Annotated in this window: 19 protein-coding genes and 1 pseudogene; 9 read left to right on the forward strand and 11 right to left on the reverse strand. The window is 69.7% G+C overall.

Annotation, left to right across the window (positions count from 1 at the left end):
- Positions 1-11: 11 nt before the first annotated feature.
- On the reverse strand, positions 12-959 hold the full coding sequence (locus FOZ76_RS02850; RefSeq protein WP_143946621.1) for a metallophosphoesterase: 948 nt from the start codon (positions 957-959) through the stop codon (positions 12-14).
- Positions 960-1,034: 75 nt separating this feature from the next.
- Positions 1,035-1,979, reverse strand: coding sequence for a TIGR03571 family LLM class oxidoreductase (locus FOZ76_RS02855; RefSeq protein WP_143946622.1), 945 nt, complete (start codon positions 1,977-1,979; stop codon positions 1,035-1,037).
- A gap of 60 nt (positions 1,980-2,039) precedes the next feature.
- Here FOZ76_RS02855 and FOZ76_RS02860 point away from each other — a divergent pair, with 60 nt between their 5' ends.
- From FOZ76_RS02860 to FOZ76_RS02885, 6 genes and pseudogenes are all read left to right on the forward strand, one after another.
- A complete protein-coding gene (locus FOZ76_RS02860; RefSeq protein ID WP_143946623.1) occupies positions 2,040-2,393 on the forward strand; it encodes a nucleotide pyrophosphohydrolase in 354 nt (117 codons plus the stop codon).
- 119 nt (positions 2,394-2,512) lie between these two features.
- The gene (ilvD, locus tag FOZ76_RS02865; RefSeq protein WP_143946624.1) at positions 2,513-4,234 is read left to right on the forward strand and encodes a dihydroxy-acid dehydratase; all 1,722 of its coding nucleotides are present in this window, start codon (positions 2,513-2,515) and stop codon (positions 4,232-4,234) included.
- Positions 4,231-5,124, forward strand: a complete 894-nt coding sequence (locus FOZ76_RS02870; protein ID WP_143946625.1) for an NAD(P)-dependent oxidoreductase — start codon at positions 4,231-4,233, stop codon at positions 5,122-5,124. The genes ilvD (FOZ76_RS02865) and FOZ76_RS02870 overlap by 4 nt, the downstream gene beginning before the upstream one ends.
- The gene (locus FOZ76_RS02875) at positions 5,121-5,903 is read left to right on the forward strand and encodes a hydroxypyruvate isomerase family protein (RefSeq protein ID WP_143946626.1); all 783 of its coding nucleotides are present in this window, start codon (positions 5,121-5,123) and stop codon (positions 5,901-5,903) included. The genes FOZ76_RS02870 and FOZ76_RS02875 overlap by 4 nt, the downstream gene beginning before the upstream one ends.
- A 170-nt stretch (positions 5,904-6,073) precedes the next feature.
- The gene (gene ilvD / locus FOZ76_RS02880; RefSeq protein WP_143946627.1) at positions 6,074-7,909 is read left to right on the forward strand and encodes a dihydroxy-acid dehydratase; all 1,836 of its coding nucleotides are present in this window, start codon (positions 6,074-6,076) and stop codon (positions 7,907-7,909) included.
- 115 nt (positions 7,910-8,024) lie between these two features.
- Positions 8,025-8,255 (forward strand): annotated as a pseudogene (locus FOZ76_RS02885) (AadA family aminoglycoside 3''-O-nucleotidyltransferase); the annotation flags it as partial.
- 105 nt (positions 8,256-8,360) lie between these two features.
- Here the strand turns inward: FOZ76_RS02885 and FOZ76_RS02890 are convergent.
- Positions 8,361-8,840, reverse strand: a complete 480-nt coding sequence (locus FOZ76_RS02890; protein WP_246129263.1) for a DUF2214 domain-containing protein — start codon at positions 8,838-8,840, stop codon at positions 8,361-8,363.
- Positions 8,837-9,226 carry a DUF6152 family protein gene (locus FOZ76_RS02895; RefSeq protein WP_143946629.1) on the reverse strand — a complete coding sequence of 130 codons (390 nt, stop codon included), beginning with the start codon at positions 9,224-9,226 and terminating at the stop codon, positions 8,837-8,839. The genes FOZ76_RS02890 and FOZ76_RS02895 overlap by 4 nt, the downstream gene beginning before the upstream one ends.
- Positions 9,227-9,601: 375 nt before the next feature.
- On the opposite strand from FOZ76_RS02895, the gene FOZ76_RS02900 reads away from it, so the two are divergent.
- On the forward strand, positions 9,602-10,909 hold the full coding sequence (locus tag FOZ76_RS02900) for an MFS family transporter (protein ID WP_143946630.1): 1,308 nt from the start codon (positions 9,602-9,604) through the stop codon (positions 10,907-10,909).
- 34 nt (positions 10,910-10,943) lie between these two features.
- On the opposite strand, the gene FOZ76_RS02905 is transcribed toward FOZ76_RS02900, so the two are convergent.
- From FOZ76_RS02905 to FOZ76_RS02920, 4 genes are all read right to left on the reverse strand, one after another.
- Entirely contained in the window at positions 10,944-11,618 is a 675-nt protein-coding gene (locus tag FOZ76_RS02905) for an FMN-binding negative transcriptional regulator (protein ID WP_143946631.1), read from the reverse strand.
- A 67-nt stretch (positions 11,619-11,685) separates the two neighbouring features.
- Complete coding sequence (locus FOZ76_RS02910) at positions 11,686-13,371, reverse strand: hydantoinase B/oxoprolinase family protein (RefSeq protein WP_143946632.1); 1,686 nt, start codon at positions 13,369-13,371, stop codon at positions 11,686-11,688.
- Between the two features lie 145 nt (positions 13,372-13,516).
- Entirely contained in the window at positions 13,517-15,517 is a 2,001-nt protein-coding gene (locus tag FOZ76_RS02915) for a hydantoinase/oxoprolinase family protein (protein ID WP_143946633.1), read from the reverse strand.
- Between the two features lie 87 nt (positions 15,518-15,604).
- Positions 15,605-16,594, reverse strand: a complete 990-nt coding sequence (locus FOZ76_RS02920; RefSeq protein ID WP_143946634.1) for a tripartite tricarboxylate transporter substrate binding protein — start codon at positions 16,592-16,594, stop codon at positions 15,605-15,607.
- A 244-nt stretch (positions 16,595-16,838) separates the two neighbouring features.
- Here FOZ76_RS02920 and FOZ76_RS02925 point away from each other — a divergent pair, with 244 nt between their 5' ends.
- Positions 16,839-17,816 carry a LysR family transcriptional regulator gene (locus FOZ76_RS02925; protein ID WP_143946635.1) on the forward strand — a complete coding sequence of 326 codons (978 nt, stop codon included), beginning with the start codon at positions 16,839-16,841 and terminating at the stop codon, positions 17,814-17,816.
- 79 nt (positions 17,817-17,895) lie between these two features.
- Here FOZ76_RS02925 and FOZ76_RS02930 read toward each other — a convergent pair whose 3' ends face one another.
- The 3 genes from FOZ76_RS02930 to FOZ76_RS02940 are packed head-to-tail and all read right to left on the reverse strand — an operon-like array spanning position 17,896 to position 21,464.
- Positions 17,896-19,350 carry an aldehyde dehydrogenase family protein gene (locus FOZ76_RS02930; protein WP_143946636.1) on the reverse strand — a complete coding sequence of 485 codons (1,455 nt, stop codon included), beginning with the start codon at positions 19,348-19,350 and terminating at the stop codon, positions 17,896-17,898.
- Between the two features lie 21 nt (positions 19,351-19,371).
- The gene (locus FOZ76_RS02935) at positions 19,372-20,487 is read right to left on the reverse strand and encodes an iron-containing alcohol dehydrogenase (RefSeq protein ID WP_143946637.1); all 1,116 of its coding nucleotides are present in this window, start codon (positions 20,485-20,487) and stop codon (positions 19,372-19,374) included.
- Between the two features lie 11 nt (positions 20,488-20,498).
- Positions 20,499-21,464, reverse strand: a complete 966-nt coding sequence (locus FOZ76_RS02940; protein ID WP_143946638.1) for a Bug family tripartite tricarboxylate transporter substrate binding protein — start codon at positions 21,462-21,464, stop codon at positions 20,499-20,501.
- A 263-nt stretch (positions 21,465-21,727) separates the two neighbouring features.
- Between FOZ76_RS02940 and FOZ76_RS02945 the strand changes: the two genes are divergently transcribed.
- The gene (locus tag FOZ76_RS02945; RefSeq protein WP_143946639.1) at positions 21,728-22,492 is read left to right on the forward strand and encodes a helix-turn-helix transcriptional regulator; all 765 of its coding nucleotides are present in this window, start codon (positions 21,728-21,730) and stop codon (positions 22,490-22,492) included.
- Positions 22,493-22,618 lie beyond the last annotated feature (126 nt).

A 22,618-nucleotide genomic window follows, 5' to 3' on the forward strand; every position in this document is an offset into this window, starting at 1 on the left:
CCAAGGAAGCCTCATTCCACCCACACATACCGATCCGCCGACAACACCGGCTCGCCGTCCCAACGATAGGCCGCGAGCTTGCCCGGCCCGACCGTGGAACCGGACTTGGCGGCGATGCTGTAGTCCAGGCAGGCGATGTTGGGCGCCAGCGGCGCGGGCGTGCCGGTGAGCCAGTAGTGGCCGAGGAACAACGGCGGTTCGTCGCCGTGGTAGCCCGGCAGCACGTGCTCGGGCACCGGCGTGTGCGGGATCGATTCGATCACTTTGGGCGAGACCATGGCGAGGTCGCGATAGGTCGGTGCATGGGTCGCCCACCAGCGTGTGCGGATGCGGTGGCGCGGGTTGCCGTCCAGATCGGTGAAGCCGTAGCCCGCGGGCAGCGGAATCTCCAGGCCCTTCAGGAGCGTCTCGATGGCCTCGTACGGCGGTGTGTGCTTCTGACCGAGAGCGATCCAGGCGTCGTCGTCGCGGATGCGCTGGCCGTCGTCCAGCCAGGCCTCGCGCAGGGACTGCAGCGAGGCCGGGTGCCAGCAGGCGTGGACCACGCGCAGGCCGTCGCGCTCGAGGTAGACGGGCAGGGTACGGAACCAGGCGATCAGCTCGCGATGCAGCGGCGAGCCTACGCCGACGGCGTCCAGAAAGCCCTGGTGCTGCCTGCGATTGACCGCGTTGTGCGGACGCAGGTAGCCCCCGGGGGCATGCGGGTTGGGCAGGGTCCAGCCCACCGCGTTGTACTCGTGGTTGCCCATCACGGCGAGCGCGCTGTCGGCATCGACCATGGCCCGGGCGATGCGTACCGCGTCCACCTGCCGAGGCCCGCGATCGATGAAGTCGCCCAGGAAGATCACGCGGCGCGAGGGGTGGCGCCAGGCGCCGCGGGTTTCGCGATAGCCGAGTTTGGCGAGCAGGCGCTCGAGGGCGTCTGCGTGGCCATGGATGTCTCCGATGAGGTCGTACATGAAAGTCTCCGGGCGCGCGCGCCGGTGCTGCGGGAGGCTGGACATTGTTCCACAGTCGGGCCGCGCATGGCCTGCTCACTCGCGCACGTGGGGCAGCACGTCGCTGGCGAGCTGGGCGATGACGTCGGCGGGCGCACGGGCGGTGTCCGCGAGGTTCAGGCTGACGTGATGCGCGCCGAGCTCGCGCAGCCCGTGCAGGATGTCGATCAATGCGAGCGGGCCGGTGCGGTAGCCGAGTTCGGCGGGCTCGGCAGGCCGGGCGCGCGCCTCGGCCAGCCAGAGCCGCATGGCCACGCCGAAGCCGCGAAAACCGTCGCCGGCCACGCGCGCGACGGCCGCTCGCCACATGGCGTGGCGGTCGCGCTGGACTTCGGGTTCGCGGTGATAGGTCATCCAGCCGATCGCATGGCGCGCGATCCAGTCCACGCTCTGGCCGGCCGAGCCGACCGCGAGCAGCGGCACGGCAGCGTCCAGCCGCGGCCCCAGGTCGAAGTGCACCGGGGGCGAGCTCGGCTGGGCGGGCCGCACGTCGGCCGGCTCCGCGAGCGCGGCGGCGAGCTGCCCCCAGTGCTGCCGATAGCGTTCGCGCCGGGCATCGCCGTCCACGCCGAAAGCGGCGTACTCGGGCGGCCGGTCGCCCGACCCCAGCCCGAGCACGAGCCTCCCGGGCGCCAGCGCGGCCACCGAGCGGGCGCCCTTGGCGATATGCAGCGGATGGCGCAGCGTGAGCACGATGGCGCCGGTGGCAAGGTGGATGCGCTGTGTGTGGCTGGCCAGCGCGCCCAGGAACACCCAGGGGTCGGGATGGCCCACCGGATCGGGGTAGTCCGGATGGTTCAGCGGTACGTCGCGGACCCACAAGGCGTCGAACCCGAGCGCGTCCGCCTGGCGGGCCAGGGCGAGCTGGGCGGACACGTCGACGTCGCGGCGGCCCTCGGCCTGGATCGGCAGGGCGAGGCCGACGCTCAGGCGCGCCGGCGTGAAGAGGGCGGTGGGCATGGCGATGGGGCTGGGCTGCATGTGCTCATTATGCGCGCGGGCGCTGTCCGCCCGATAATGCGTGCATCCCCTGGAGATCGCATGAACCCGACCGCTTGCAGCCTCGTCGACGTGACCCGCCTCGTGCGCGAGCTCGACGCCTTCGCCGACGCCCGCGACTGGCACCGGCACCATTCCCCCAAGAACCTGGCCATGGCGCTGACCGGCGAGGTGGGCGAACTGGTCGAGCTCTTCCAGTGGCAGTCCGAGGCCGAGTCGTACGACACGGCGAGACACCCCGCGACCGCGCGCGCTGTGCGGGACGAGTTGGCCGATGTGCTCATCTACCTGGTCCGGCTGGCCAGCGTGCTCGAGGTCGACCTGGACGAGGCCGTGCGCACCAAGCTGGTCGCCAATGCGCGCAAGTATCCCGCGCCGCAGGTGCCGCGACCATGACGCTTGCCCGCCCGCAGCCGGTGCGCCGCGGGCTATCCCCGATGCGCTGACGGCCGCCGTTCGCTATCGTTGAAGGCTTTTGCTCAGGCGCAGCGCGCCCTCGAAAGACAGGAGACAGAATGCCCGGACCGCTCATGAAGCACCGATCCCGCATGGTCACCGACGGACTGACGCGCGCGCCGCACCGCGCCTTTCTGCGTGGCACAGGATGGAACGATGCCGCCTTCGACAAGCCGGTGGTCGGCATCGTCAGCACACACGGTGAGAACACGCCCTGTTCCATGGGGCTGGCCCCGCAGGCCGATCGCGCCCGGCTGGGCGTGGCCGCGGGCGGCGGTGTGCCCGTGAGCTTTTCGACCATCTCGGTGTCGGACGGCACCTCGATGAACCACGGCGGTATGCGCATGAGCCTGCTGTCGCGCGAGACGGTGGCCGACAGCGTCGAACTGGCCGTGCGCGGCCATGCCTATGACGGCCTGGTCGCGTTCGCCGGCTGCGACAAGACCCTGCCGGGCATGATGATGGCGATGGTGCGCGTGAACGTGCCCGCGGTATTTCTGTATGGCGGTGCGGCGCTGCCGGGCCGCACCGCGGGGCGCACCACCAACATCCTCGACGCCATCGAGGCGGTGGGGCAGGTGCAGCGCGGCGCGATGACGCGGGAGGAACTGGCGCAGATCGAGCGCACCTGCCTGCCGTCGGTCGGCGCCTGTCCCGGGCAGTTCACGGCCAACACCATGGCCATGGTCGGCGAGGCGCTGGGGCTGGCGCCGCTCGGCTCGGCCATGATGCCGGCCGTGTACAGCGAGCGGCTGGCGCTGGCCCAGGCGGCCGGCGAGCACGTCGTGCGCGTGCTGCGCGAGGGCGGCCCGCTGCCGCGCGACCTGGTCACCCGCGCCAGCCTGGAGAACGCCTGTGCGGCCGTGGCGGCCACCGGCGGTTCGACCAACGCGGCGCTGCACATCCCGGCGATCGCCCATGAGGCGGGCATCCTTTTCACGCTGGACGATGTGGCCGAGGTGTTCCAGCGCACGCCGCTGATCGGCAACCTGCAGCCGGGCGGCCGCTATCTGGCCAAGGACCTGCATGAGATCGGCGGCGTGCCGGTGGTGCTGCGCACGCTGCTGGAAGGCGGCCATGTGCACGGCGAGGCACTGACCTTGAGCGGCGCACGGCTGGCCGATGCGCTGGCCGAGGCCCCGGCGGCGGACGGCGAGATCGTTCGCGGCTGCGCGCAGGCGCTGCATCCCAGCGGCGGCGTGACGGTGCTCAAGGGCAACCTCGCGCCCGAAGGCGCGCTGCTCAAGATCGCCGGCCTGGCCTCGCTGCGCTTTTCGGGGCCGGCGCGGGTCTTCGAGAACGAAGAGGCATGCATGCGGGCGGTGTCGTCCCGGCGCAGCTACCGGCCCGGCGAGGTGCTGGTGATCCGCAACGAAGGCCCCAAGGGCGGCCCGGGCATGCGCGAGATGCTGAGCGTGACCGCCGCCTTGTATGGACAGGGCATGGGCGAGCGGGTGGCTTTGCTCACCGATGGGCGCTTCTCGGGGGCGACGCGCGGCATGTGCATCGGCTACGTCGGCCCGGAAGCGGCGGCCGGGGGCCCCATCGGCCTGGTGCGCGATGGCGACCTCATCGAGATCGATGCGGTGGCCAACACGCTGCAACTGCACGTGGGCGAGGCCGAGCTGGCCGAACGCCGCGCGGTCTACGTGCCGCCGCCGCGCCCACCATTGGCCGGGGTTCTGGAAAAATACGCCTTGCTCGTGCGCTCGGCCGCCCAAGGCGCGGTCACGCACTCGGGCAATGTGCAATGGCCGTATGAAACACCGGAGGCGGAATGAGCAAGGTCGTAGGGTTTTGTGGGATAGGTCTGATGGGCTCGCCGATGGTGCGCCGCCTGCTCGCTGCCGGACACACGGTGCGCGTGTGGAACCGCAGTCCTGCCAAGGCGCAGGCGCTGGCGGCCGACGGCGCGCAGGTGGTGGACACGCCGGCCGCGGCGGCCCAGGGCGCCGACGGCGTATTCCTGTGCCTGACCGACCAGTCGGCCGTCGAGGTCGTGGTGTTCGGCGAGAACGGGATCGCAGGCGTGCCGGGCGGCTGGCTGGTCGATCATTCCAGCATTGCGCCGCAGGCCACGCGCGGCTTCGCGCAGCGCCTGGCCGAGAGCGCCGGGCGCGTCTGGGTCGATGCGCCGGTATCGGGCGGGGTGCCGGGCGCGACGGCGGGCACACTGTCGATCATGGCGGGCGGCCCGGCAGAGACGCTGGCGGCGGCCACGCCCTGCATCGAAGCCTACGCAGGGCGCATCACGCGCGTGGGCGACGTCGGCGCGGGGCAGGTCGCCAAGCTCTGCAACCAGACCATCGTCGCCTCCACCTTGAACGCCATCGCCGAGGCGGTCGCCCTGGCGCAGCACAGCGGCATCGACGCGAGCGCGCTCGATACCGCGCTCGCGGGCGGCTGGGCGGACTCCACGCTGCTGCAGCTCTTCGTGCCGCGCATGACGGGGCCGAGCAGCGCACCGCTGGGCGCCGTGGCCACCATGTTGAAGGACGTCGAGAACGTGGCAGCGCTGGCGGCCGAGACCGGCACCCGCATGCGCGGCCTGGACGGCGTGCTGGCAAGCTATCGCGAAGCCAAGGCGCGCGGGCTGGCGGGCCAGGACTTGTCCGAGATCGTGCGCGTGCCCTGGCCGCAGAAGCCGGGAGAACCGGGAGCGGGCGCATGAAGCTGTCGGCCAACCTCTCGTTGCTGTATGCCGATCGGCCGCTTGCCGAGCGCATCCATGCCGCCGCGCGCGACGGCTTTGCCGGCGTGGAGATCCAGTCTCCCTACGATCTGCCGGCCGATGTGCTGGCCACTCACCTGCGGCAGGCCGGCACGTCGCTGGTGCTGATCAACACGCCGCCCGGCGCGGGCGGGGAAGCCGGGCTGGCGGCGCTGCCCGGCCGCGAGGCCGAGTTCGCCACGGCGCTGCAGCGTGCGCTTGCGGTCTGCGCGGCGACGGGCTGCCCGCGCATTCACGTGATGGCCGGCAAGCTGCCGGGCGGGGCCGATCCCGTGCAGGCCCGCGAGGTGCTGCTCGCCAACCTGAGGCGGGCCGCGCCGCGCGCGGCCGAGCACGGCGTGGTGCTCACGCTAGAGGCGCTCAACCGTCACGACGTGCCGGGCTACTTCTACCACCAGCCGCGCGAGGCCGCCGCGATCGTCCAGGCCCTGGCCGATCCGGCCGTCGGCTTGCAGTTCGACTTCTATCATTGCCAGCGCGAGGGCCTGGACGTCGATGCCGAGCTGGCGGCGGTGCTGCCCTGGGTGCGCCACGTGCAGTTCGCGCATGCGGTGGGCCGCCGCGAGCCCGATCCGGCCGCGCCGGCGGTGGCGGCCGCCTTGCGCCGGCTGGCGGCCAGCGGCTACGCGGGCTGGCTGGGCGCCGAGTACGTGCCGGCCGGCGACACCACGGCCGGGCTGGGCTGGCGCGCGCAACTCGAGCGCGTGCTCGCCGGCTGAGGGCAAATCCGTCGGCGTGTGATACCTTAGTGGGCTGCGCGCTGGGATGCCCGGCGCGGCTCGCGCGTCGAGGCAGCTTCGCCCACCGGCGGCGCGGCCTTGCGAATTTCGCGGCGCCATCCGCGGCGCTGCATTGCCAACGGGCGCGAGACCCGTACCTGGATAGAGAAATGCCTGCATATCGTTCCCGCACCAGCACCCATGGCCGCAACATGGCCGGCGCGCGCGGCCTCTGGCGCGCCACCGGCATGAAGGATGGCGACTTCGGCAAGCCCATCATCGCCGTCGTCAACTCCTTCACCCAGTTCGTGCCCGGCCACGTCCATCTGAAGGATCTCGGCCAACTGGTCGCGCGCGAGATCGAAGCCGCGGGCGGCGTCGCCAAGGAATTCAACACCATCGCCGTGGACGATGGCATTGCCATGGGCCACGACGGCATGCTGTATTCGCTGCCTTCGCGCGAGCTGATTGCCGACAGCGTGGAGTACATGGTCAATGCGCACTGCGCCGACGCCATGGTCTGCATCTCCAACTGCGACAAGATCACCCCGGGCATGCTGATGGCCGCGCTGCGCCTGAACATCCCGGTGATCTTCGTGTCCGGCGGGCCGATGGAGGCCGGCAAGGTGGTGTTGAAGGGCAAGATGATCCCGCTCGACCTGGTCGATGCGATGGTGGCCGCGGCCGACGACAATGTGAGCGACCAGGACGTGGCCTCGATCGAGCGTTCGGCCTGTCCCACCTGCGGCTCCTGCTCGGGCATGTTCACCGCCAACTCGATGAACTGCCTGACCGAGGCGCTCGGCCTGTCGCTGCCCGGCAACGGTTCCACCCTGGCCACCCACGCCGACCGCAAGCGCCTGTTCCTGGAAGCCGGCCGCCGCATCGTCGATCTGGCCCGCCGCTACTACGAGCAGGACGATGCCAGCGTGCTGCCTCGCAACATCGCCGGCCGCCCCGCGTTCGAGAACGCCATGACGCTGGACATCGCCATGGGCGGCTCGACCAACACCGTGCTGCACATCCTCGCCGCCGCCCATGAGGCCGAGATGGACTTCACCATGGCCGACATCGACCGGCTCTCGCGCCACGTGCCGGTGCTGTGCAAGGTGGCGCCGGCCAAGTCCGACGTGCACATGGAAGACGTGCATCGCGCCGGCGGCATCATGGGTATCCTGGGCGAGCTGGATCGCGCCGGCCTGATCAACCGCGATCAGCCCACCGTGCACTCGGCCACGCTCGGCGCGGCGCTCGACAAGTGGGACATCGTGCGCACGCAGGACGAAGAGGTGCGCAACTTCTTTCGCGCGGCGCCCGGCGGGATCCCGACCCAGGTCGCGTTCAGCCAGGACAGCCGCTGGGACAGCGTGGATGACGACCGCACCAACGGCGTGATCCGCAGCGCCGAGACGCCGTTTTCGCACGACGGCGGCCTGGCCGTGCTCAAGGGCAATCTCGCCACCGACGGTTGTATCGTCAAGACGGCGGGCGTGGACGAGAGCATCCTGAAGTTCTCCGGCCCGGCCCACGTGTTCGAGAGCCAGGACGCCGCCGTCGAGGGCATCCTCGGCGGCCACGTCAAGCCGGGCGAGGTGGTGCTGATCCGCTATGAAGGCCCGCGCGGCGGCCCCGGCATGCAGGAAATGCTCTACCCGACCAGCTACCTCAAGTCCAAGGGCCTGGGCAAGGCCTGCGCCCTGGTCACCGACGGGCGCTTCTCGGGCGGCTCCTCCGGCCTGTCGATCGGCCATGTCTCGCCCGAAGCGGCGGCCGGCGGCCTGATCGGCCTGGTGCGCGACGGCGACATCATCGAGATCGATATCCCCAACCGCAGCATCCACCTCGCGGTGGGCGCCGAGGAACTCGAAGCCCGCCGCAAGGCGCAGGACGCCGCCGGCTGGAAGCCCGCGCAGCCGCGCCAGCGCCGCGTGACCACCGCGCTGCGCGCCTATGCCGCTTTCGCGGCCAGCGCGGACAGGGGCGCGGTGCGCATCGTGCCGGAATAAGCGGCCGACGGGCGTAGGCGGCCTGCGCGCAACGTCATGCCTGTTCGACAAGGCCCGCCGCCGGCGGGCCTTGTCGCATTCATCGCTGGCCCGGGGCCGCGCCGCCTGCGGTCTCGCCCGGCGCGAACTGCAGTTCGGCGAATGGTTGCGCGAGGACTTGCGCGCCGACATCGTCGAGCCGCCGACGGCCGACCCGGATCTGGCCATCCTGTTGACCAAGGCGCGCATGCGCAGCGTGGCCGTGGTGGCCCCCCCTCCGGCGCAGGCCTGGTTCGATCCGGTACCGGCTGAGGACCTCCTGCGGGCGTACGCCGACACCGTCGCGCTCTGGCAGCACCCCGCCGACTGCATTGCCGGTCTGCTCGCGCAGCCGCCTGCGGGCTGAGGCCGCCGGCTGCCCGCGGGTCGGAGGCGCGCTCCGGTGAACACGTACGAGGCAGCCGCGGCAGGTTCACAGAAAGCCGATCCAGCGCCCGGCGACCAGCGCCGACAGCCACGCGCAGAGCGAGATCGCGGCCCGTACGCGCACCGCGGTGGGCACGCTGCGGCCGGCATAGACTGCCTGCATGCCGGTGCCGGTGTGCTGCCAGGCGACGTTCAGCAGCGCCAGGGCGAGCAGCGCCAGCTTGTACAGAAACGCGGCATTGTGCAGATAGTCGACCGGGCGCACGGTGTACAGCCATGCCCCGGTAAGGATCGCCAGCAGCACGCCCACCGCGCCAACCCGGCTGAGCCAGGGGGCGAGCACGCGCAGAGGCTCTCCGCCGCGTCCGGCGATCAGCCGCAGATCCAGCGGCAGGATGGCCCCGAGGACGAGGCCGATGCCCAGGATGTGGGCGGCATTGACGAACAGGTAGGCGGTGCTCGACGACTGCAGCCACGTCGCGCCGGGCCATTGCGCGAGCATGGCCACCCATGGCGGCGTGTTCACGGCTGCTTGATGCGCTCCGGATACATGTCGTAGTGCTGGCCGCCCACGGTGATCCGTACGGCCTTCATGTGCGGCTTGCCCGGCTCGGCGCTACGGTTGCCCAGGATTTCGATCGGGGCCCCGACCTGGGTCGTCTCGGCGGTGAAGCCTGAACGCTGGGTCTGGCTGGGATTGCCCAGATCGACTTGCCAGAGTTCGCCGTCGGCGGCTTTGACCCGCAAGGTGGGATGGGGCGGCGCCATCGAGATCTGTTCGACGGTGCCGGCAAGGGTGGTTTGTTCGCCTTCCGCCCAGGCCCAGCCGTGGTGGGCGAGGGCGCTCGGCGCGTGTGCGCAGGCAAGGGCGGCAGCCAGGGCCATGGCGGCGCGGGTGGACGCTAGGGACATGAAAACCTCCAGGAAAAGCGTGGCGGGCGCGGTGAGCGGTACCGTATCCAGGGGATGCCTTGATTCAGCGTAACCAGCTTAGGCCGAGGGCAGTGGCAGTTAGTTCCCCAATCGGGCAGGCGGATTGCGTCCGAGGAGTAGAATCTGCCTCCTGCATGGCGTGCCCCATGCCGGTCCAGCGGCGGGTGGTCTCCCGCAGGGAGGCCTTCGCCGTTGGCGCCGCGCGCGGGCAGCCATGCCAGTCCAGGCGCGCCGGGCCGACCTTCTGCCCCCATCGCCGCGCCAACTGTGGCCCAGTGTTCAGCACGATCTTGTCTCCATGCAGACGCGCACCTCCTTCGCCGCAGGGAACTCAGATTCTCTGGAGATCCTTCAATGTCCGAGTCGTTGTCCGTAGATGTTCCCCACTATTCGTCCGAGGAAAAGCGCCACCGCGTCTTCGCCATCATGGCGGCCTCTTCCGGCAACCTGGTCGAGTGGTTCGATTTCTACATCTACGCCTTTTGCTCGATCTACTTCGCGAGCGCCTTCTTTCCCAAGGGCGACACCACCGTCCAGCTACTGCAGACCGCGGGGGTGTTCGCCGCGGGCTTTCTGATGCGTCCGATCGGCGGCTGGCTGTTCGGCCGCATCGCCGATCGCTACGGCCGCAAGAAGTCCTTGCTCATCTCGGTGAGCATGATGTGCGCGGGCTCGCTGATGATCGCCGCGCTGCCCACCTACGCGCAGATCGGCGCGGCCGCTCCGCTGCTGCTGTTGCTGGCCCGCCTGGTGCAGGGCCTCTCGGTGGGCGGCGAGTACGGCACCACGGCCACCTACATGAGCGAAGTGGCGCTGCGCGGCCAGCGCGGCTTCTTTTCTTCGTTCCAGTACGTCACGCTGATCGGCGGCCAACTGCTCGCGGTGCTCGTCATCGTCGTCATGGAGACGGTGATGAGCGAGGCCGAGATCCGCGCCTGGGGCTGGCGCATTCCGTTCGTGCTGGGTGCGGTCGCCGCCGTGGTCGCGCTGCTCCTGCGCCGTACCCTGCGCGAGACCCAGGATACCGAGACGCGCGAGAACAAGGACGCCGGCTCGCTGACCGCCTTGTTCCGCGATCACCGCGCAGCCTTTCTGACCGTGCTCGGCTACACCGCCGGCGGCTCGCTGATCTTCTACACCTTCACCACCTACATGCAGAAGTTCCTGGTCAACACCGTGCACCTGCCGATCAAGACGGCGAGCCTGGTGATGACCGTGGCGCTGTTCGTCTACATGTGCATGCAACCGGTGTTCGGCATGCTCTCGGACCGCATCGGCCGGCGCAACAACATGCTGATGTTCGGCGCGCTGGGCACGATCTTCACCGTGCCCATCCTGACGGCGCTCCAGCACGTCCAGAGCCCCGCCGTCGCCTGGGTGCTGATCGTCCTCGCCCTGGCCATCGTGAGCCTCTACACCTCGATCAGCGGCATCGTGAAGGCGGAGATGTTCCCGCCCGAGGTGCGCGCCCTGGGCGTGGGCCTGGCCTACGCGGTGGGCAACGCCATCTTCGGCGGATCGGCCGAGTTCGTCGCCTTGTCCATGAAGGCCGGAGGCCACGAGGAAGTGTTCTTCTGGTACGTGACCGTGATGATGGTCATCGCCTTTCTGGTCAGCCTGCGGCTGCCGCGCCAGGCGAAGTATCTGCATCACGAGCGGTGAGGCAAGGGGGCCGGGGCATGTCCGGCCGCGCCGCTCAGCGTTCCAGATGCCGCGTGACGTCCGCCCCCTGCGCGTCGGCCTTGCCGATCGAGGCGCGCATGTAGGCGGCGATCGCCCGCGCCGCATCGGTGCCGCGCGACTCCAGCCCCCGGGCTGCCCCCAGCTTGTCCGCGTCCGCGTAGTGCTGGTTCAACTTGAACTTGGGCAGCACGTCGTCCACGTCCAGGGCGAAACCGAGAATGTGCGGCAACAGCCGGGCGCGGCGCTCCGGGCTGTAGTCTTCCAGCGGCCAGCGCTCGGGCAGCTCGGCTTCGTTGACTTCGACCAGTTCGTCGACGATCGCGCTCGTCTGTTCCGGCGTGTCGAGCAGGCGCACGCGCCCGTTGACGTGCACGACGACATAGTTCCAGCTCGGCGCGGCCTCGCACTCCGGCGTGAACCATTGCGCCGAGAGATAGGCGTTCGGGCCATTGAACACCACGGTGGCGCGAGGATCGGCCGCCAGGGCCCGCCAATGCGGGTTCTGGCGCGCGAAGTGGCCGCGCAGCCGTACGATGCGGCCGTCCTCGACATCCACCAGCAACGGCAGGTGCGAGAACTGCAGTTCGTTCTCGAAAATCGAGACGAGCAGGCCAAAGCGCAGTTGCTGCACCAGCCGGACGGCGTCGGCCTGCGGCCAGCCGGTGAAGCGTTCGGGCATGAATAGCATGAAGACTCCGGACGTGAGTCACGAAATGGGGCGCCGAGGTGGAACGGCCAGCGCTGGGCCCCCGCGATCAACTGAGCGCACGGGCGGCGTGCGGATAATGTTCCCGGGCGAAAGCCGGGGTGATGAGGCCGTCGGCGAGGTCGGTCGCCACGGCTTCGGCGGCGCGTTCGCCGGGCAGCCCCCAGCCGGCGCCGCCGCCGACCGTCAACTCGACGATGTCGCCCTTGGCCAGGCGCATGACGTCGGGGTTGCGCAGCGAGAAGACGGCGTCGCCGCGCCGCACGACGAGCGAGGCTTTACGCGCGTCGGCGCCGTGGCATTTGCCGCGCGGCGGCTGGCGGAAATGTTCGGAATAGAAGCTCAGTTCGACGCCGTCCTCGAGGATCTCGATGGCGCGCGAGAAACCCAGCCCGCCGCGGAATCGGCCCGCGCCCGCGGAGTCCGGCACCAGGCGGTAGTGCAGCATGCGCAACTGCGGATGGATCTGCTCGATCGCTTCGATGGGGGTGTTCCGGCTGGAGCTGAGCAGGCCCGCGAGCGCGTGCGCGCCATCGTAGTCCGGCGCGCCGCCGTAGCCGCCGCCGAGCACGTCGGCATAGATGCGCACGCGTCCGCCGTCGCGGCGCTGCACGAGGTACAGCCCGGTGGTGGAATTGAAACCCTGAGCCGGCACGCGCTCCGGCACGGCCTGGGCGAGGGCATCGTGCACGGCATCGAGCACGCGGTACGAGGCGAGGATGCGGGCGCGCACGGGCAAGCCGGGCTCCGGATTGAGAATGCAGCCGCGCGGCATGCGGATGTCCAGCGCGCGATTGCAGCCGTCGTTGGCGGGGATGTCCTTGTCGGTCAGAATGGCGCGCACCGCGGAGATCGCCGCGGCGGTGGACGACGCCAGCGAGCTGTTGAACATGCTCTTCACCTGGGGCGCCGTGCCCTCGAAGTCCAGCGTCATGCCGCCATCGCGCACGGTGACGCTCACGCGCACGGGCAACGGTTCGTCGCCGCCCACGTCGTTGTCTATCCAGGCGGTGCCCTGCCAGCGGCCCTCGGGCAGTTCCGCGATGGCGGCGCGCACCCGGCGCTCGGCGTAGGTCAGCGTCTCGGCCATGGCGGCGCGCAAAGTCGCGCCGCCCACACGTGCCGCGAGGTCCTGCATGCGCTCGATGCCGGTGCGGTTGGCGGCGAGCTGCGCGTAGAAGTCCCCGCGGCCCAGGTCCGGTGTGCGCACGTTGGCGAACAGCATGCGCTCGAGCGGGCCGCCGTACAGGTCGTGCCGCACGTCGAGGAGCAGGGGCGGGATAACGATGCCTTCCTGGATCAGCTCGTTGGCGTGGATGTTGATGCCCGCGCCGGTCCCGCCGCCGATGTCGAGGTGGTGGGCGGTGTTGCCGGCCCAGCCCAGCAGCTCGCCTTCATGGAAGATCGGCTGAAAGAGGATGAGATCGTTCAGGTGCTGGCCCCCGGCGTAGGGGTCGTTGAGCAGGACGGCGTGCTCGGGGCCCACGCCCGACAGGTCGAGCTGGGCGGCCGATTCCCGGAAAGCCAGGCTGAGCCCGCCGTTGTGGATCGGGATCATTTCGGCCTGCGCGACCACGTTGCCGTGGGCGTCGAGCAGGGCGCAGGCACAGTCGCGCGCCTCGCGCACGATGGTCGAGAACGCCGAGCGCACCAGGGTGGCGCCCATTTCGTCCGCGATGGCGTGCATGGCGTTGGCGAGGATGGCGAGCTGGGTGGGGTCGTGAGGAATGGTCACAGGGTCTCCTTCGCGTGCAGGCGCGGCGTCGGCGGCTGAGCCGGCCGGGCTCGCCGCGTCGTGCGGTGGGTCGAGGCTGGCGCGGTCACCGGACTGCGTTCGCGCTGCGCCCTCCGGTATTCGCGCTCGGGGCGGTCCGGCGCGCTCATGCCGTCTTCTCCAGCAGCAGGTCGCCGGTCGGTTGGCAGGTGCACTGCCAGCCGGGGGGCACGACGACGGTGGATGTGGCCTCCTCGACCACGGCCGGGCCGGCGATGCGCTGGCCCGGAGGCAGGGCGGCGCGCGGGAGGAAGGACATCTCCAGGGCGCGTCCGGCCAGCGTTACCGTGGCGGTCTCGGGCTGCGCGTCCACGACGGGCGGCAGCGGTGTGCGCAGCTCCAACGTGTTGCGCCGGACCAGGCGCCCGCGCAGGTTGACCACCTGTACCGGCAGCGTGCTGCGCGCGTAGCCGTAGCGCTGTTCGTGCACGCGCTCGAAGGCGGCGCGCAGTTCGTTCGCGCCTGCACTGTCCGCATCATGCAGCCAGACCGTGAGCTCGAAGCCCTGGCCGGCGTAGCGCAGGTCCAGCCCCATCTCGACCTCGTACGTGCCGGCAGCAAGGCCGAGCTGTACCGCCTGCTCGTCGCACAGCGTGCGCAGCGTGGCCCGGGCGGCGGCGTCGAGCGACGCATCGGTCAACGGGCCGACGCTCGCCTTGACCATGTCCACGATGAGATCTGCGACGAGCAGACCGAACGCGCTGCCGATGCCGGGCGACCAGGGCACCAGCACGCGCCGCATGCCGACCTCGTCGGCCACCATGGCGCCATGCACCGGCCCGCCGCCGCCGTAAGCGACCAGTGTGAAGTCGCGCGGGTCGATTCCGCGGGCCGTCGACACGAGCCGCACGGCTGCCGCCATGTTGCTGTTGACCATGCGCAGCACCGCGTCGGCCGCCGCGGCGACACCGCCGGGCAGGCCCAGCGAGGCCAGGGCGTCGCGAGCGAGATCGGTGCGCAGCGCCATGCGGCCGCCGAAGAACCGAGCGGGGCGCAGAATGCCGGCGATCACCTGGGCGTCGGTCACGGTAGGCAGCGTGCCGCCGCGCTCATAGCAGGCGGGGCCGGGGACGGCGCCGGCGCTCGCCGGCCCGACGTTGAGGAACCCGCCCTTGTCGATCGCCGCGATGCTGCCGCCGCCCGCGCCGACCGTCGCCATGTCCACGGCGGTGGTGCGGATGGGCAGGTCGTCGACCACGAGTTCGGGCACGATGCGCGCCTGCAGCCCGGGCGCCACCGCGACGTCGGTACTGGTGCCGCCCATGTCCAGCGTGATGATGTCGTTCACGCCGTTGCGCTGCGCGAACCAGACGGCCGCGCGCACGCCGGCCGCCGGGCCGGAGAGCAGCATGCGTACCGCGTTGGCCTCGGCGGCGGCGGCCGGCATCATGCCGCCGTTCGACTGCATGAGGCGCAGCGCGCCGCGATAGCCGTGCTCGCGCAGGCCGGCGTCGAGGCGATCGACGTAGCCCTTGACCACCGGGCCGACGAAGGCGTTGACCGAGGTCGTCACCGTGCGCTCGTACTCGCGGAACTCGGGCGAGACCTGGTGGCTCAGCGAAACGTGCAGCCCGGGCGAGCGTCGGTGGATCAGCTCGGCGAGACGGATCTCATGCTCGGGGTTGCGATAGGCGTTGAGCAGGCAGACCGCGATCGAGTCGACGCCCTCGGCGAGCAGGGCATCCACTTCGCGCAGGGCGGCGGCCTCGTCCAGCGCGCCCAGCACCTGTCCGTCGGCGCCCATGCGCTCCGTCACTTCGCGCACCAGCCGGCGTGGAATGGGTACACGCGGCTTGGTGTAGAAGGCGGTATAGATGTTGCCGACCCGGTCGTGCGTGCCGATCTCGATGACGTCGCGAAAGCCTGCCGTAGTCAGCAGCCCGGTGCTGGCGCCGCGGCGCGTGAGCAGGGCGTTGGTGGCCACGGTCGAGCCGTGGGCGAACTGGGCCACCTCCGCCAAGGGCACGCCGGTGCTGCGCACCGCATCGAGTACCGCCTGATGGATCGCGCCGGGCGTGGACGGGACTTTGCCCGTCGTGACGGTGCCGTCCTCGCGCAGCCAGACCAGATCGGTGAAGGTACCGCCGATCTCTACGCCAACTTGCATGATGTCCTCTGGATGATGTGGTCCTGCGTTCTGGGAGCGGCGCCGCGATTCGATGGCACCGGATGCAGCCGAATGCGCGCGGGGGCCTCAGGACGCGGCCAGCAGGCCCGCCTTGCCGATGCGCTCGCGCTCGAGTTCGAAGTGTTCGGCGATGAGCTTGCCGAAGTCCTCGCCGCTCAGGTATTGCACCGCCTGGCCGGCCTGCTCCAGCGCCTGCACGTGTGCCGGCGACTCCAGGCCCTGCTTGAACGCATCGTGCAGCACCTGCACGACGGCGGGGTCCATGCCGGCCGGCCCGATGATGCCGTTGGGGCTGCTGGCCGGGATCTCGTAGCCGAGGTCGTAGAGCGTCGGGACATCGGGCCAGCGCGCGAGTCGCGTGTCCGAGAACAGCGCGAGCCAGCGCGCTTTGCCGCCGTCGACCAGGGCGCCGAGGCCGGTGCCGCCGGCATGGGCGTGGATGTGGCCGCCCAGCAGCGCGCTGGTCGCCTCGGCATCGCCCTTGAACGGAATGTGGTTGAAACGCACGCCTTCCTGCTCGGCGACCTGCACCAGCGCAAGGTTCTGGGCGGTCGCCGTGCCGTTGCTGCCATAGGAAATGCGGTCGGGCTCGCGGCGCGCGGCCTCGACGAAATCCTCGAACGTCCGGAAGGGCGAGTCCGTCGGCACCATGAGGCCGACGTTGAAGGCGCTGACCGCGATGACCGGGGTGAAGTCCTTCAGCGCGTCGTACGCGGTCTTCTGCATGAGCTGCATGCGCAGCACGGCCGAATGCGTCACCGTCAGGCGATAGCCGTCGGGCGGGGCGCTGGCGATGGCCACGGCGCCCAGGGTGGCGCTGGCGCCCGGCCGGTTCTCGATGACCACGGTCTGGCCCAGGAACGGTTCGGTGGCCGTCGCGAGAATGCGGTAGGTGACGTCGGCGGTGCCGCCGGGCGGAAAGGGCACGATGAGGGTGACGGGCCGGGTGGGGAACGCGCTGGCCGCCCGCGCCGCCAGGGGCCGGCCCGCCAGCGCCGCACAGCCTGCGGCGGCTGCGCCCGCCAGCAGAAGACGTCGTTTGGAGGAGATGGACATCGGATGCACTCCTTGGACCGCTAGACCGGAAGGGCCGGCTCGGGCCGGCTGCTGGATGGTGGCTGTGGCATGGGCGGAGAGCCGGTGCGGCGCCACGCGAAGCACTGTACCGAGCGGTTATCCATCTGTACAATCGAAATAAAAACTTAATTAAGCTGTGGTATCGATGAATTGAACGCGGCGGTGATCGAATGGACAGCGACGAATCGAGCGCACGGTCTTTCGGCGGTGCCGGGAGGGCAGCATGAACATCTCGACCCGCGATCTACAGGCTTTCCTCGCGCTGGCCGAGGAAAAGCACTTCACGCGGGCGGCCGCGCGTTGCTGTCTTTCGCAATCAGCCTTCAGCGCGCGCATCGGCGCCATCGAACAAGCGCTGGGTGCGCGGCTGTTCGATCGCACCACCCGGTCGGTGGAACTCACCGCCGAGGGCGCGCTCTTCATGGAGTCGGCGCGCCGGCTGCACTCCGAATTCTCCGAAGTGGTGGAGAACTTCCGCGACCATGCGGCGCGGCGCAAAGGGCGTGTCGCGCTGGCCGCGCTGCCTTCGCTCGTGGCCGCATGGCTGCCGGCCGTGATGGCGGGATATCGCCAGGCCCATCCGGGCATCGAGCTGTCGCTCACCGACACCATGTCCGAGGAGTGCCTGGCACTGCTGCGGGCCGGCCAGGTCGACCTGGCCATCGCGGCGGGCGTGAGCGCCGCGGAAGATCTGGAAAGCCAGATGCTGTGCGCGGACCCGTTCTTTCTCGTGTGCCGGGAAGACCATCCGCTCGCGGCGTGCGCGCAGCCGAGCGGCGCCGACGTCGCGGCGCATCCGATGGTGCATATCGCCCGCCGCAGCAGTGTGCGCAACTATCTCGACCTGGCGCTGCACCCGGCATCGATCCATGCCACCTTCGAGGTACAGCATCTGGCAAGCGTGGCGAGCCTGGTCGAAGCGGGCCTGGGCGTCACGGTAGTCCCGGGGCTCACGCTGTTCCACTTTCACCGCCCCGGGCTGGTGGTGCGGCCGATGAACGTGCCGGGCCTGGTGCGCCGCATCTACCTCGTGCGACGGCGCGGGCGGAGCCTGTCTCCGGCCGCGAGGGCCATGTACGAACATATACTGGCCGCCCGTGCCGTGCTGGAGAACCTGTCCGCCGGATATGGCGTTGGGAGCGGTGCGCGTTCGGGGCGGTCCCCGCAAAGCGTAGCGGCAGTCGCCGGCGCACGACGGTGACGGGCAGGCTTTGGCCGGGATCTGGCCGTAGCATGCGATCCTCAGCACGCGATCGCCCTTGGCCGCAGCTCGTTCTCGATCAATGGGCCGGCGGATCTTCGTGGATCGACAGCATCTCGGCAGGCTGGGTCGTATTGGTCATCAGCACCTTGCGGCGGAAGTAGCGCATGATGGCGCTCGGGCCCATGCGGGACTCTCCCATGCCCGACAGGCGAAATGAACTTTTCTCCGCGTCCCGGGTGATCGCCATGGTCAGCGTCGTGTCCTGCAGGCTGATCCCGCCCGCATCGAGGCGCATGCCGATTCTGCGCGCCTCCTCCTGCGAGCCGGCGATGACGGCACCCGAAAGACCGAAGTGGGACAGGTTCGCCATGCGCACGGCATCTTCCTCGTCGTCGTACGGCATGACGGGGATGACCGGACCGAAGGTTTCCTCGACCATGATGGCCATGTCGTGCGTCACATCCACCATGACGGTGGGACGCATGTAGACGCCGCCGCCATGTCGCTCGCTCTTGCCGCCGGTGAGAATGCGCGCGCCGCGCGCCAGGGCGTCGTCGATCTGCTGGTCGACGATGGCGGCCTGCCTCTCCATGATGAACGGGCCGATGTGGCCCCGCGATGCGTCGGGATAGCTCAGGGTGAGCCGGCTTGCCGCCTCGGCCAGGCGCTCGACGAAGGGCTCGTAGATGTCGCGCTGCACGTAGACGCGCTCGATGGCATGGCAGATCTGCCCGGTGGCGAATACCCCGCCGCGGAGCACGGCCTGGCACGCGCGTTCCAGATCCGCGCTGGCCGTCACGATGGCGGCGTCTTTGCCGCCCAGTTCGAGGAACACCGGAATGAAGCGGCGCGCGCAGTGCTCGGCGATCTTGCGGCCCGTGGGCACGCTGCCGGTGAAGCACAGCATGTCGACTTCCTCGATCAACTGCGAGCCGGTTTGCGCCCCGCCCTGGATCAGCGCAAACACCTGGGCCAGTTCCGGCACGGCGCGCACGGCGTCCATGACGGGATCGGAGAAGCGAGGCGCGATTTCGCTGCACTTGACGATGACCGCGCAGCCCGCCAGCAATGCCGGGATGGCGTCCACGGTGGACAGGAAGAGCGGATGGTTCCAGGGGCTGATGGCGCCGACCAGGGTATAGGGGCGCAACTGGGATTCGAAACTGACATTGGGCCAGATGGAGGATTGGCCGCTGCGCGCCGCCCCCGCCAGCAGCGCGGGTGCCCGCCGCGCCCAATCCCGCACGCCGGCGATCGTGATATCGACAATCTCGCGGGAAAGTCGAAAACGGCCCGTATCCGCCGACTCCGCGGCGATGAGCGCATCGCCGCGCTCCTGCAGGGCGTCGGCCCAGCGCAGCATGACGGCGGCGCGTGCCTGCGGGCCGATGTCTTCCCAATGTGCCTGGGCGGCTCTCAGTCCGGCACAAAGGGAACTGAGTTCGTCGGGGGCCGGCGGCACGATTTCATAGTCGTACTGGCCGGTGCGCGGGTTGCGCACGGGGATGGTGTGCGTAGCGGAATGGCTCATGGGTCTTCCTGGTGTCTGAGCTCAGCCGATGATCCGGCTGACCATGTCTTCGTATTCCTGGATACTCGGCCGATAGGGGCTGGTCAGGTTGACGGCGCTGGCCTCGGCGGCCCTCGCCAGCGCTGCGGGATCGCCGTCGGTGCATCCCGCGGCACGCAGGGTCAGCGGGATGCCGCAGCGTTCGTGCAGGCGCTCGAGCAACGACCTGAAGCCGTTCGCGGACTGGCCGGCGGGTAGCCCCAGCGCCTGGGCGACGGCCGCCATTCTTCCGGGCACGTGCCGCTCCATGAGATCCAGGCTCGGCGGCAGTGACAAGGCGGCAAGCGTGCCGTGGGCGACCGGCCAATGACTGAAGACCGTGGCCAGCGCGTGTGCCGGGCCGAGTCCCTTGCCGATGCTGATTCCGCCTTCCAGCGCCCCGAGCATCATGGCTTCACGGGCCTGGCGATCGGCGCCGTCCGCCACCGCGCGTTCCAGATGTGCGGCAATGCGCGTGATTCCACCCAGCGCGATGCTGTCGACGACGGGGTTGCCGGCCGGCGAAAGATAGCCTTCGATGCAGTGGGTCAACGCGTCCAGACCCGCGCTGGCGGTCAGGCGCGGCGGCATGGTCAGCGTCAGTTCGGGATCGCAGATCGTCGCGACCGGCATCAGCCGGGGAGCGCGGGTGCGCACGCCGGGTTCGCCCGCGGCTGGGTGGATGCCCGTGCTGGGCGACACTTCGCTGCCCGAACCCGACGTGCTCGGCAGCACGACCAGCGGTGCCGCGGGCTTTGTGATCCGTTCCGCGGCGCCGGCATAGTCCGCCGTGCTGCCGCCTTGGGATGCCAGCACGCTTGCCATTTTCGCCGTGTCGATCACGCTGCCCCCGCCGACGGCGACGATGCCGTCGCAGCGGGCGGCCCGGTAGGTCCCGGCAGCGGCGTCCACGGCCGCGAAGGTCGGCGGCTCGCCGACCGCGTCGAAGATCGGGACGCGGGAATCGCCGAAGGCCTTCAACACGTAGTCCAGACCTCCGCTGCCGCGCACGCCGGCATCGGTGATGAACAACGGCTGACGAACGCCGACATCCGCCAGGACGTGCCGAAGTACGGCGGCACTGCCGAACCCGAAATGCACGAGGGGAAGATGAAGCATGGGGTTCACGGCTAGTCGACCAGAATATTGAGTTGGCGGACGATTTCCCGACTCGTGCCGATCTTGTGTTGCAGGTAGGCCGACAACTGCCCGGGGGACGACGGCTGGGGAGTCAGGCCGAGCGCCTCGAGCCTGCGCGCCACGTCGGGATTGCGCAGGGCCGTGCCGAACGCTGCGCTGAGCGTCTGCAGTTTCTCGGCCGGCGTGCCGGCCGGCGCCATCACCGCCCAGAATACGGCCGCCTCGACGTCGGTGATGCCGGCCTCGGCGATGGACGGTACGTCCGGGAAAGCGGGAGCGCGTTCCGGTGCGAGTATCGCCAGCGCCCTCAGCTTGCCCGTGCCGGCATTCGCCGCCGTGGCGGCCGGGTCGAGCAGGATCACCGGCACCCGGCCGCCGAGCACGTCCGTCAGGGCGGGCGCCGTGCCGCGGTAAGGTACGTGCGTCAGATCCAGGCCGGCACGAAGCATGAAACTTTCCATCGCGACATGGTGAGGACTGCCGTTGCCGGGCGAGGCATACGAGAGCGCCCCGGGGCGGGCTTTTGCATAGCCCAGGAACTCTTGCAGCGTGGCGGCCGGGAAGGACTCGTTCACGACCAGAAACAGCGGGTGCTCGGCGATCAGTGACACGCCGGTCAGTTCCGTGTCGGGGTCGAAGGGAAGACGCTTGTAGATCACTTTGTTGACAACCAGGCTGCCGTTGTCGCCTAGGAAGAGTGTGTTGCCGTCCTTGGGCGCGCGGGCGGCTTCCGCACCGGCCAGCGCGCCGCCCGCTCCGGCCCGGTTCTCGACGAGGACGGTGCGGCCCAGCTCGGTGGACAGGTGTTCGGCCAGCAGACGCGCCACGACGTCGCTCAAACCGCCCGGAGCGTAGCCGACCAGCAATCGGATCGCGCCCCGGTCCTGCGCCTGGGCGGCAGCCAACGCAAGCAGGTTGAGCGCCAGCAAACCCGTAAGAATCTGTCGTCTCTTCATTTCGTATTCCTCTTCCCCGCACGTGACGTCTTCACGTATTCTTGTTCGATCGATGCGCAGCCGGGCTGGATCGGTAAACCGCAGCCTCGCGCGGGTTGTTCGATGCCACCCGTCGCCATGTTAGAAACGCGGGGCCGGGCCGTCTGTCCTCCAATCCGGGTACGGGATTGCCCTGACATGAAACAACCCCCACGCTCGCTGCGTTCGCTGCCCCCCTGGGGGGCTTCAGCCTCCTTCGGGCGGCCGTGCGGAGGCTGAACGCCATGCAGACAGATTTCGCGATTTGGCCTTCTCCGCCGCCATCGCTGGCCCGGCTGGTGGACAGTATCGGCAGCAACGTCTTCGACGCCCAACTGATCCATTGCCTGCACGAGATCTCGGGCGCGGATCACTGCGCTGTCTACGCCTTGAACAGCGACCGGGTGGAGTTGCTTGCTGCCGCCAGCATCAACGGCAGCGATCATGCACAGACAAGAGGCCTTGACTATGCAAGCAGCCAGAGCTGGCGCGGGGACTCGGGGTTCCTGGCGGCGTATGGCGACAGCTCGATGCCGAGAGCGACCTTGGTGCGAGCCCGCAAGAGCTATTCGGCCAGGGGGCGCCCGCAGGTGTATGACAAGCTCTTCCTTTACGGCATCCGCAGCCATCTCTATGGGATCAGCGTGCTGCGCGACGACATGCACAATCCACGCTTCTGCGAGCGCGACCTGCAACGGCTGAGCGTTTTCGCCGACATGGCATTTTCCTGCGTGGACCAGCACGTCCGGGCGCGCGAGCGGGCGGTGCGGGCCTTGGCTCCGCTGGGCTCCGTGGAAATCATCGAGAGCAGCCTGCAGCGCCGCACGCTCGGGCTCAGCCGGCGCGAACTGCAGGTTTGCGCCCGGATACTCTATGGGTTGCCCCTGCCCGAAATCGCCCGTGATCTTGGCATCAACCCCGAAAGCGTCGTGACTTACAAGCGGCGGGCATTCCTGAAGGCGAAAGTCTCCGGCAGACACGAGCTCATGCGGCTTTACCTCGAGAGCTAGCGTGCAGGCCGGTCACGGCGCGGGGCCTGCGCACGACATGACTTGATGTAGCCTTTCGTCTCCGTCTGAAAGCGCAAACCGGTCGGACCGGGCCCGAGCGCCTAGAATCCCACCTGTTCCACTCTC

This window comes from Verticiella sediminum, assembly GCF_007558815.1.
GTDB lineage: Bacteria > Pseudomonadota > Gammaproteobacteria > Burkholderiales > Burkholderiaceae_B > Verticiella > Verticiella sediminum.

Bases quoted from the DNA above. Each gene is read 5' to 3' on its own strand.
- FOZ76_RS02920 (WP_143946634.1), bottom strand. From the start codon at position 16,594: ATGTCCATCTCCTCCAAACGACGTCTTCTGCTGGCGGGCGCAGCCGCC.
- FOZ76_RS02930 (WP_143946636.1), bottom strand. From the start codon at position 19,350: ATGAGCCATTCCGCTACGCACACCATCCCCGTGCGCAACCCGCGCACC.
- FOZ76_RS02870 (WP_143946625.1), top strand. From the start codon at position 4,231: ATGAGCAAGGTCGTAGGGTTTTGTGGGATAGGTCTGATGGGCTCGCCG.
- FOZ76_RS02935 (WP_143946637.1), bottom strand. From the start codon at position 20,487: ATGCTTCATCTTCCCCTCGTGCATTTCGGGTTCGGCAGTGCCGCCGTA.
- ilvD (WP_143946627.1), top strand. From the start codon at position 6,074: ATGCCTGCATATCGTTCCCGCACCAGCACCCATGGCCGCAACATGGCC.
- FOZ76_RS02850 (WP_143946621.1), bottom strand. From the start codon at position 959: ATGTACGACCTCATCGGAGACATCCATGGCCACGCAGACGCCCTCGAG.
- FOZ76_RS02940 (WP_143946638.1), bottom strand. From the start codon at position 21,464: ATGAAGAGACGACAGATTCTTACGGGTTTGCTGGCGCTCAACCTGCTT.
- FOZ76_RS02895 (WP_143946629.1), bottom strand. From the start codon at position 9,226: ATGTCCCTAGCGTCCACCCGCGCCGCCATGGCCCTGGCTGCCGCCCTT.
- FOZ76_RS02860 (WP_143946623.1), top strand. From the start codon at position 2,040: ATGAACCCGACCGCTTGCAGCCTCGTCGACGTGACCCGCCTCGTGCGC.
- FOZ76_RS02905 (WP_143946631.1), bottom strand. From the start codon at position 11,618: ATGCTATTCATGCCCGAACGCTTCACCGGCTGGCCGCAGGCCGACGCC.
- FOZ76_RS02855 (WP_143946622.1), bottom strand. From the start codon at position 1,979: ATGCAGCCCAGCCCCATCGCCATGCCCACCGCCCTCTTCACGCCGGCG.
- FOZ76_RS02925 (WP_143946635.1), top strand. From the start codon at position 16,839: ATGAACATCTCGACCCGCGATCTACAGGCTTTCCTCGCGCTGGCCGAG.
- FOZ76_RS02945 (WP_143946639.1), top strand. From the start codon at position 21,728: ATGCAGACAGATTTCGCGATTTGGCCTTCTCCGCCGCCATCGCTGGCC.
- FOZ76_RS02915 (WP_143946633.1), bottom strand. From the start codon at position 15,517: ATGCAAGTTGGCGTAGAGATCGGCGGTACCTTCACCGATCTGGTCTGG.
- ilvD (WP_143946624.1), top strand. From the start codon at position 2,513: ATGCCCGGACCGCTCATGAAGCACCGATCCCGCATGGTCACCGACGGA.
- FOZ76_RS02900 (WP_143946630.1), top strand. From the start codon at position 9,602: ATGTCCGAGTCGTTGTCCGTAGATGTTCCCCACTATTCGTCCGAGGAA.
- FOZ76_RS02875 (WP_143946626.1), top strand. From the start codon at position 5,121: ATGAAGCTGTCGGCCAACCTCTCGTTGCTGTATGCCGATCGGCCGCTT.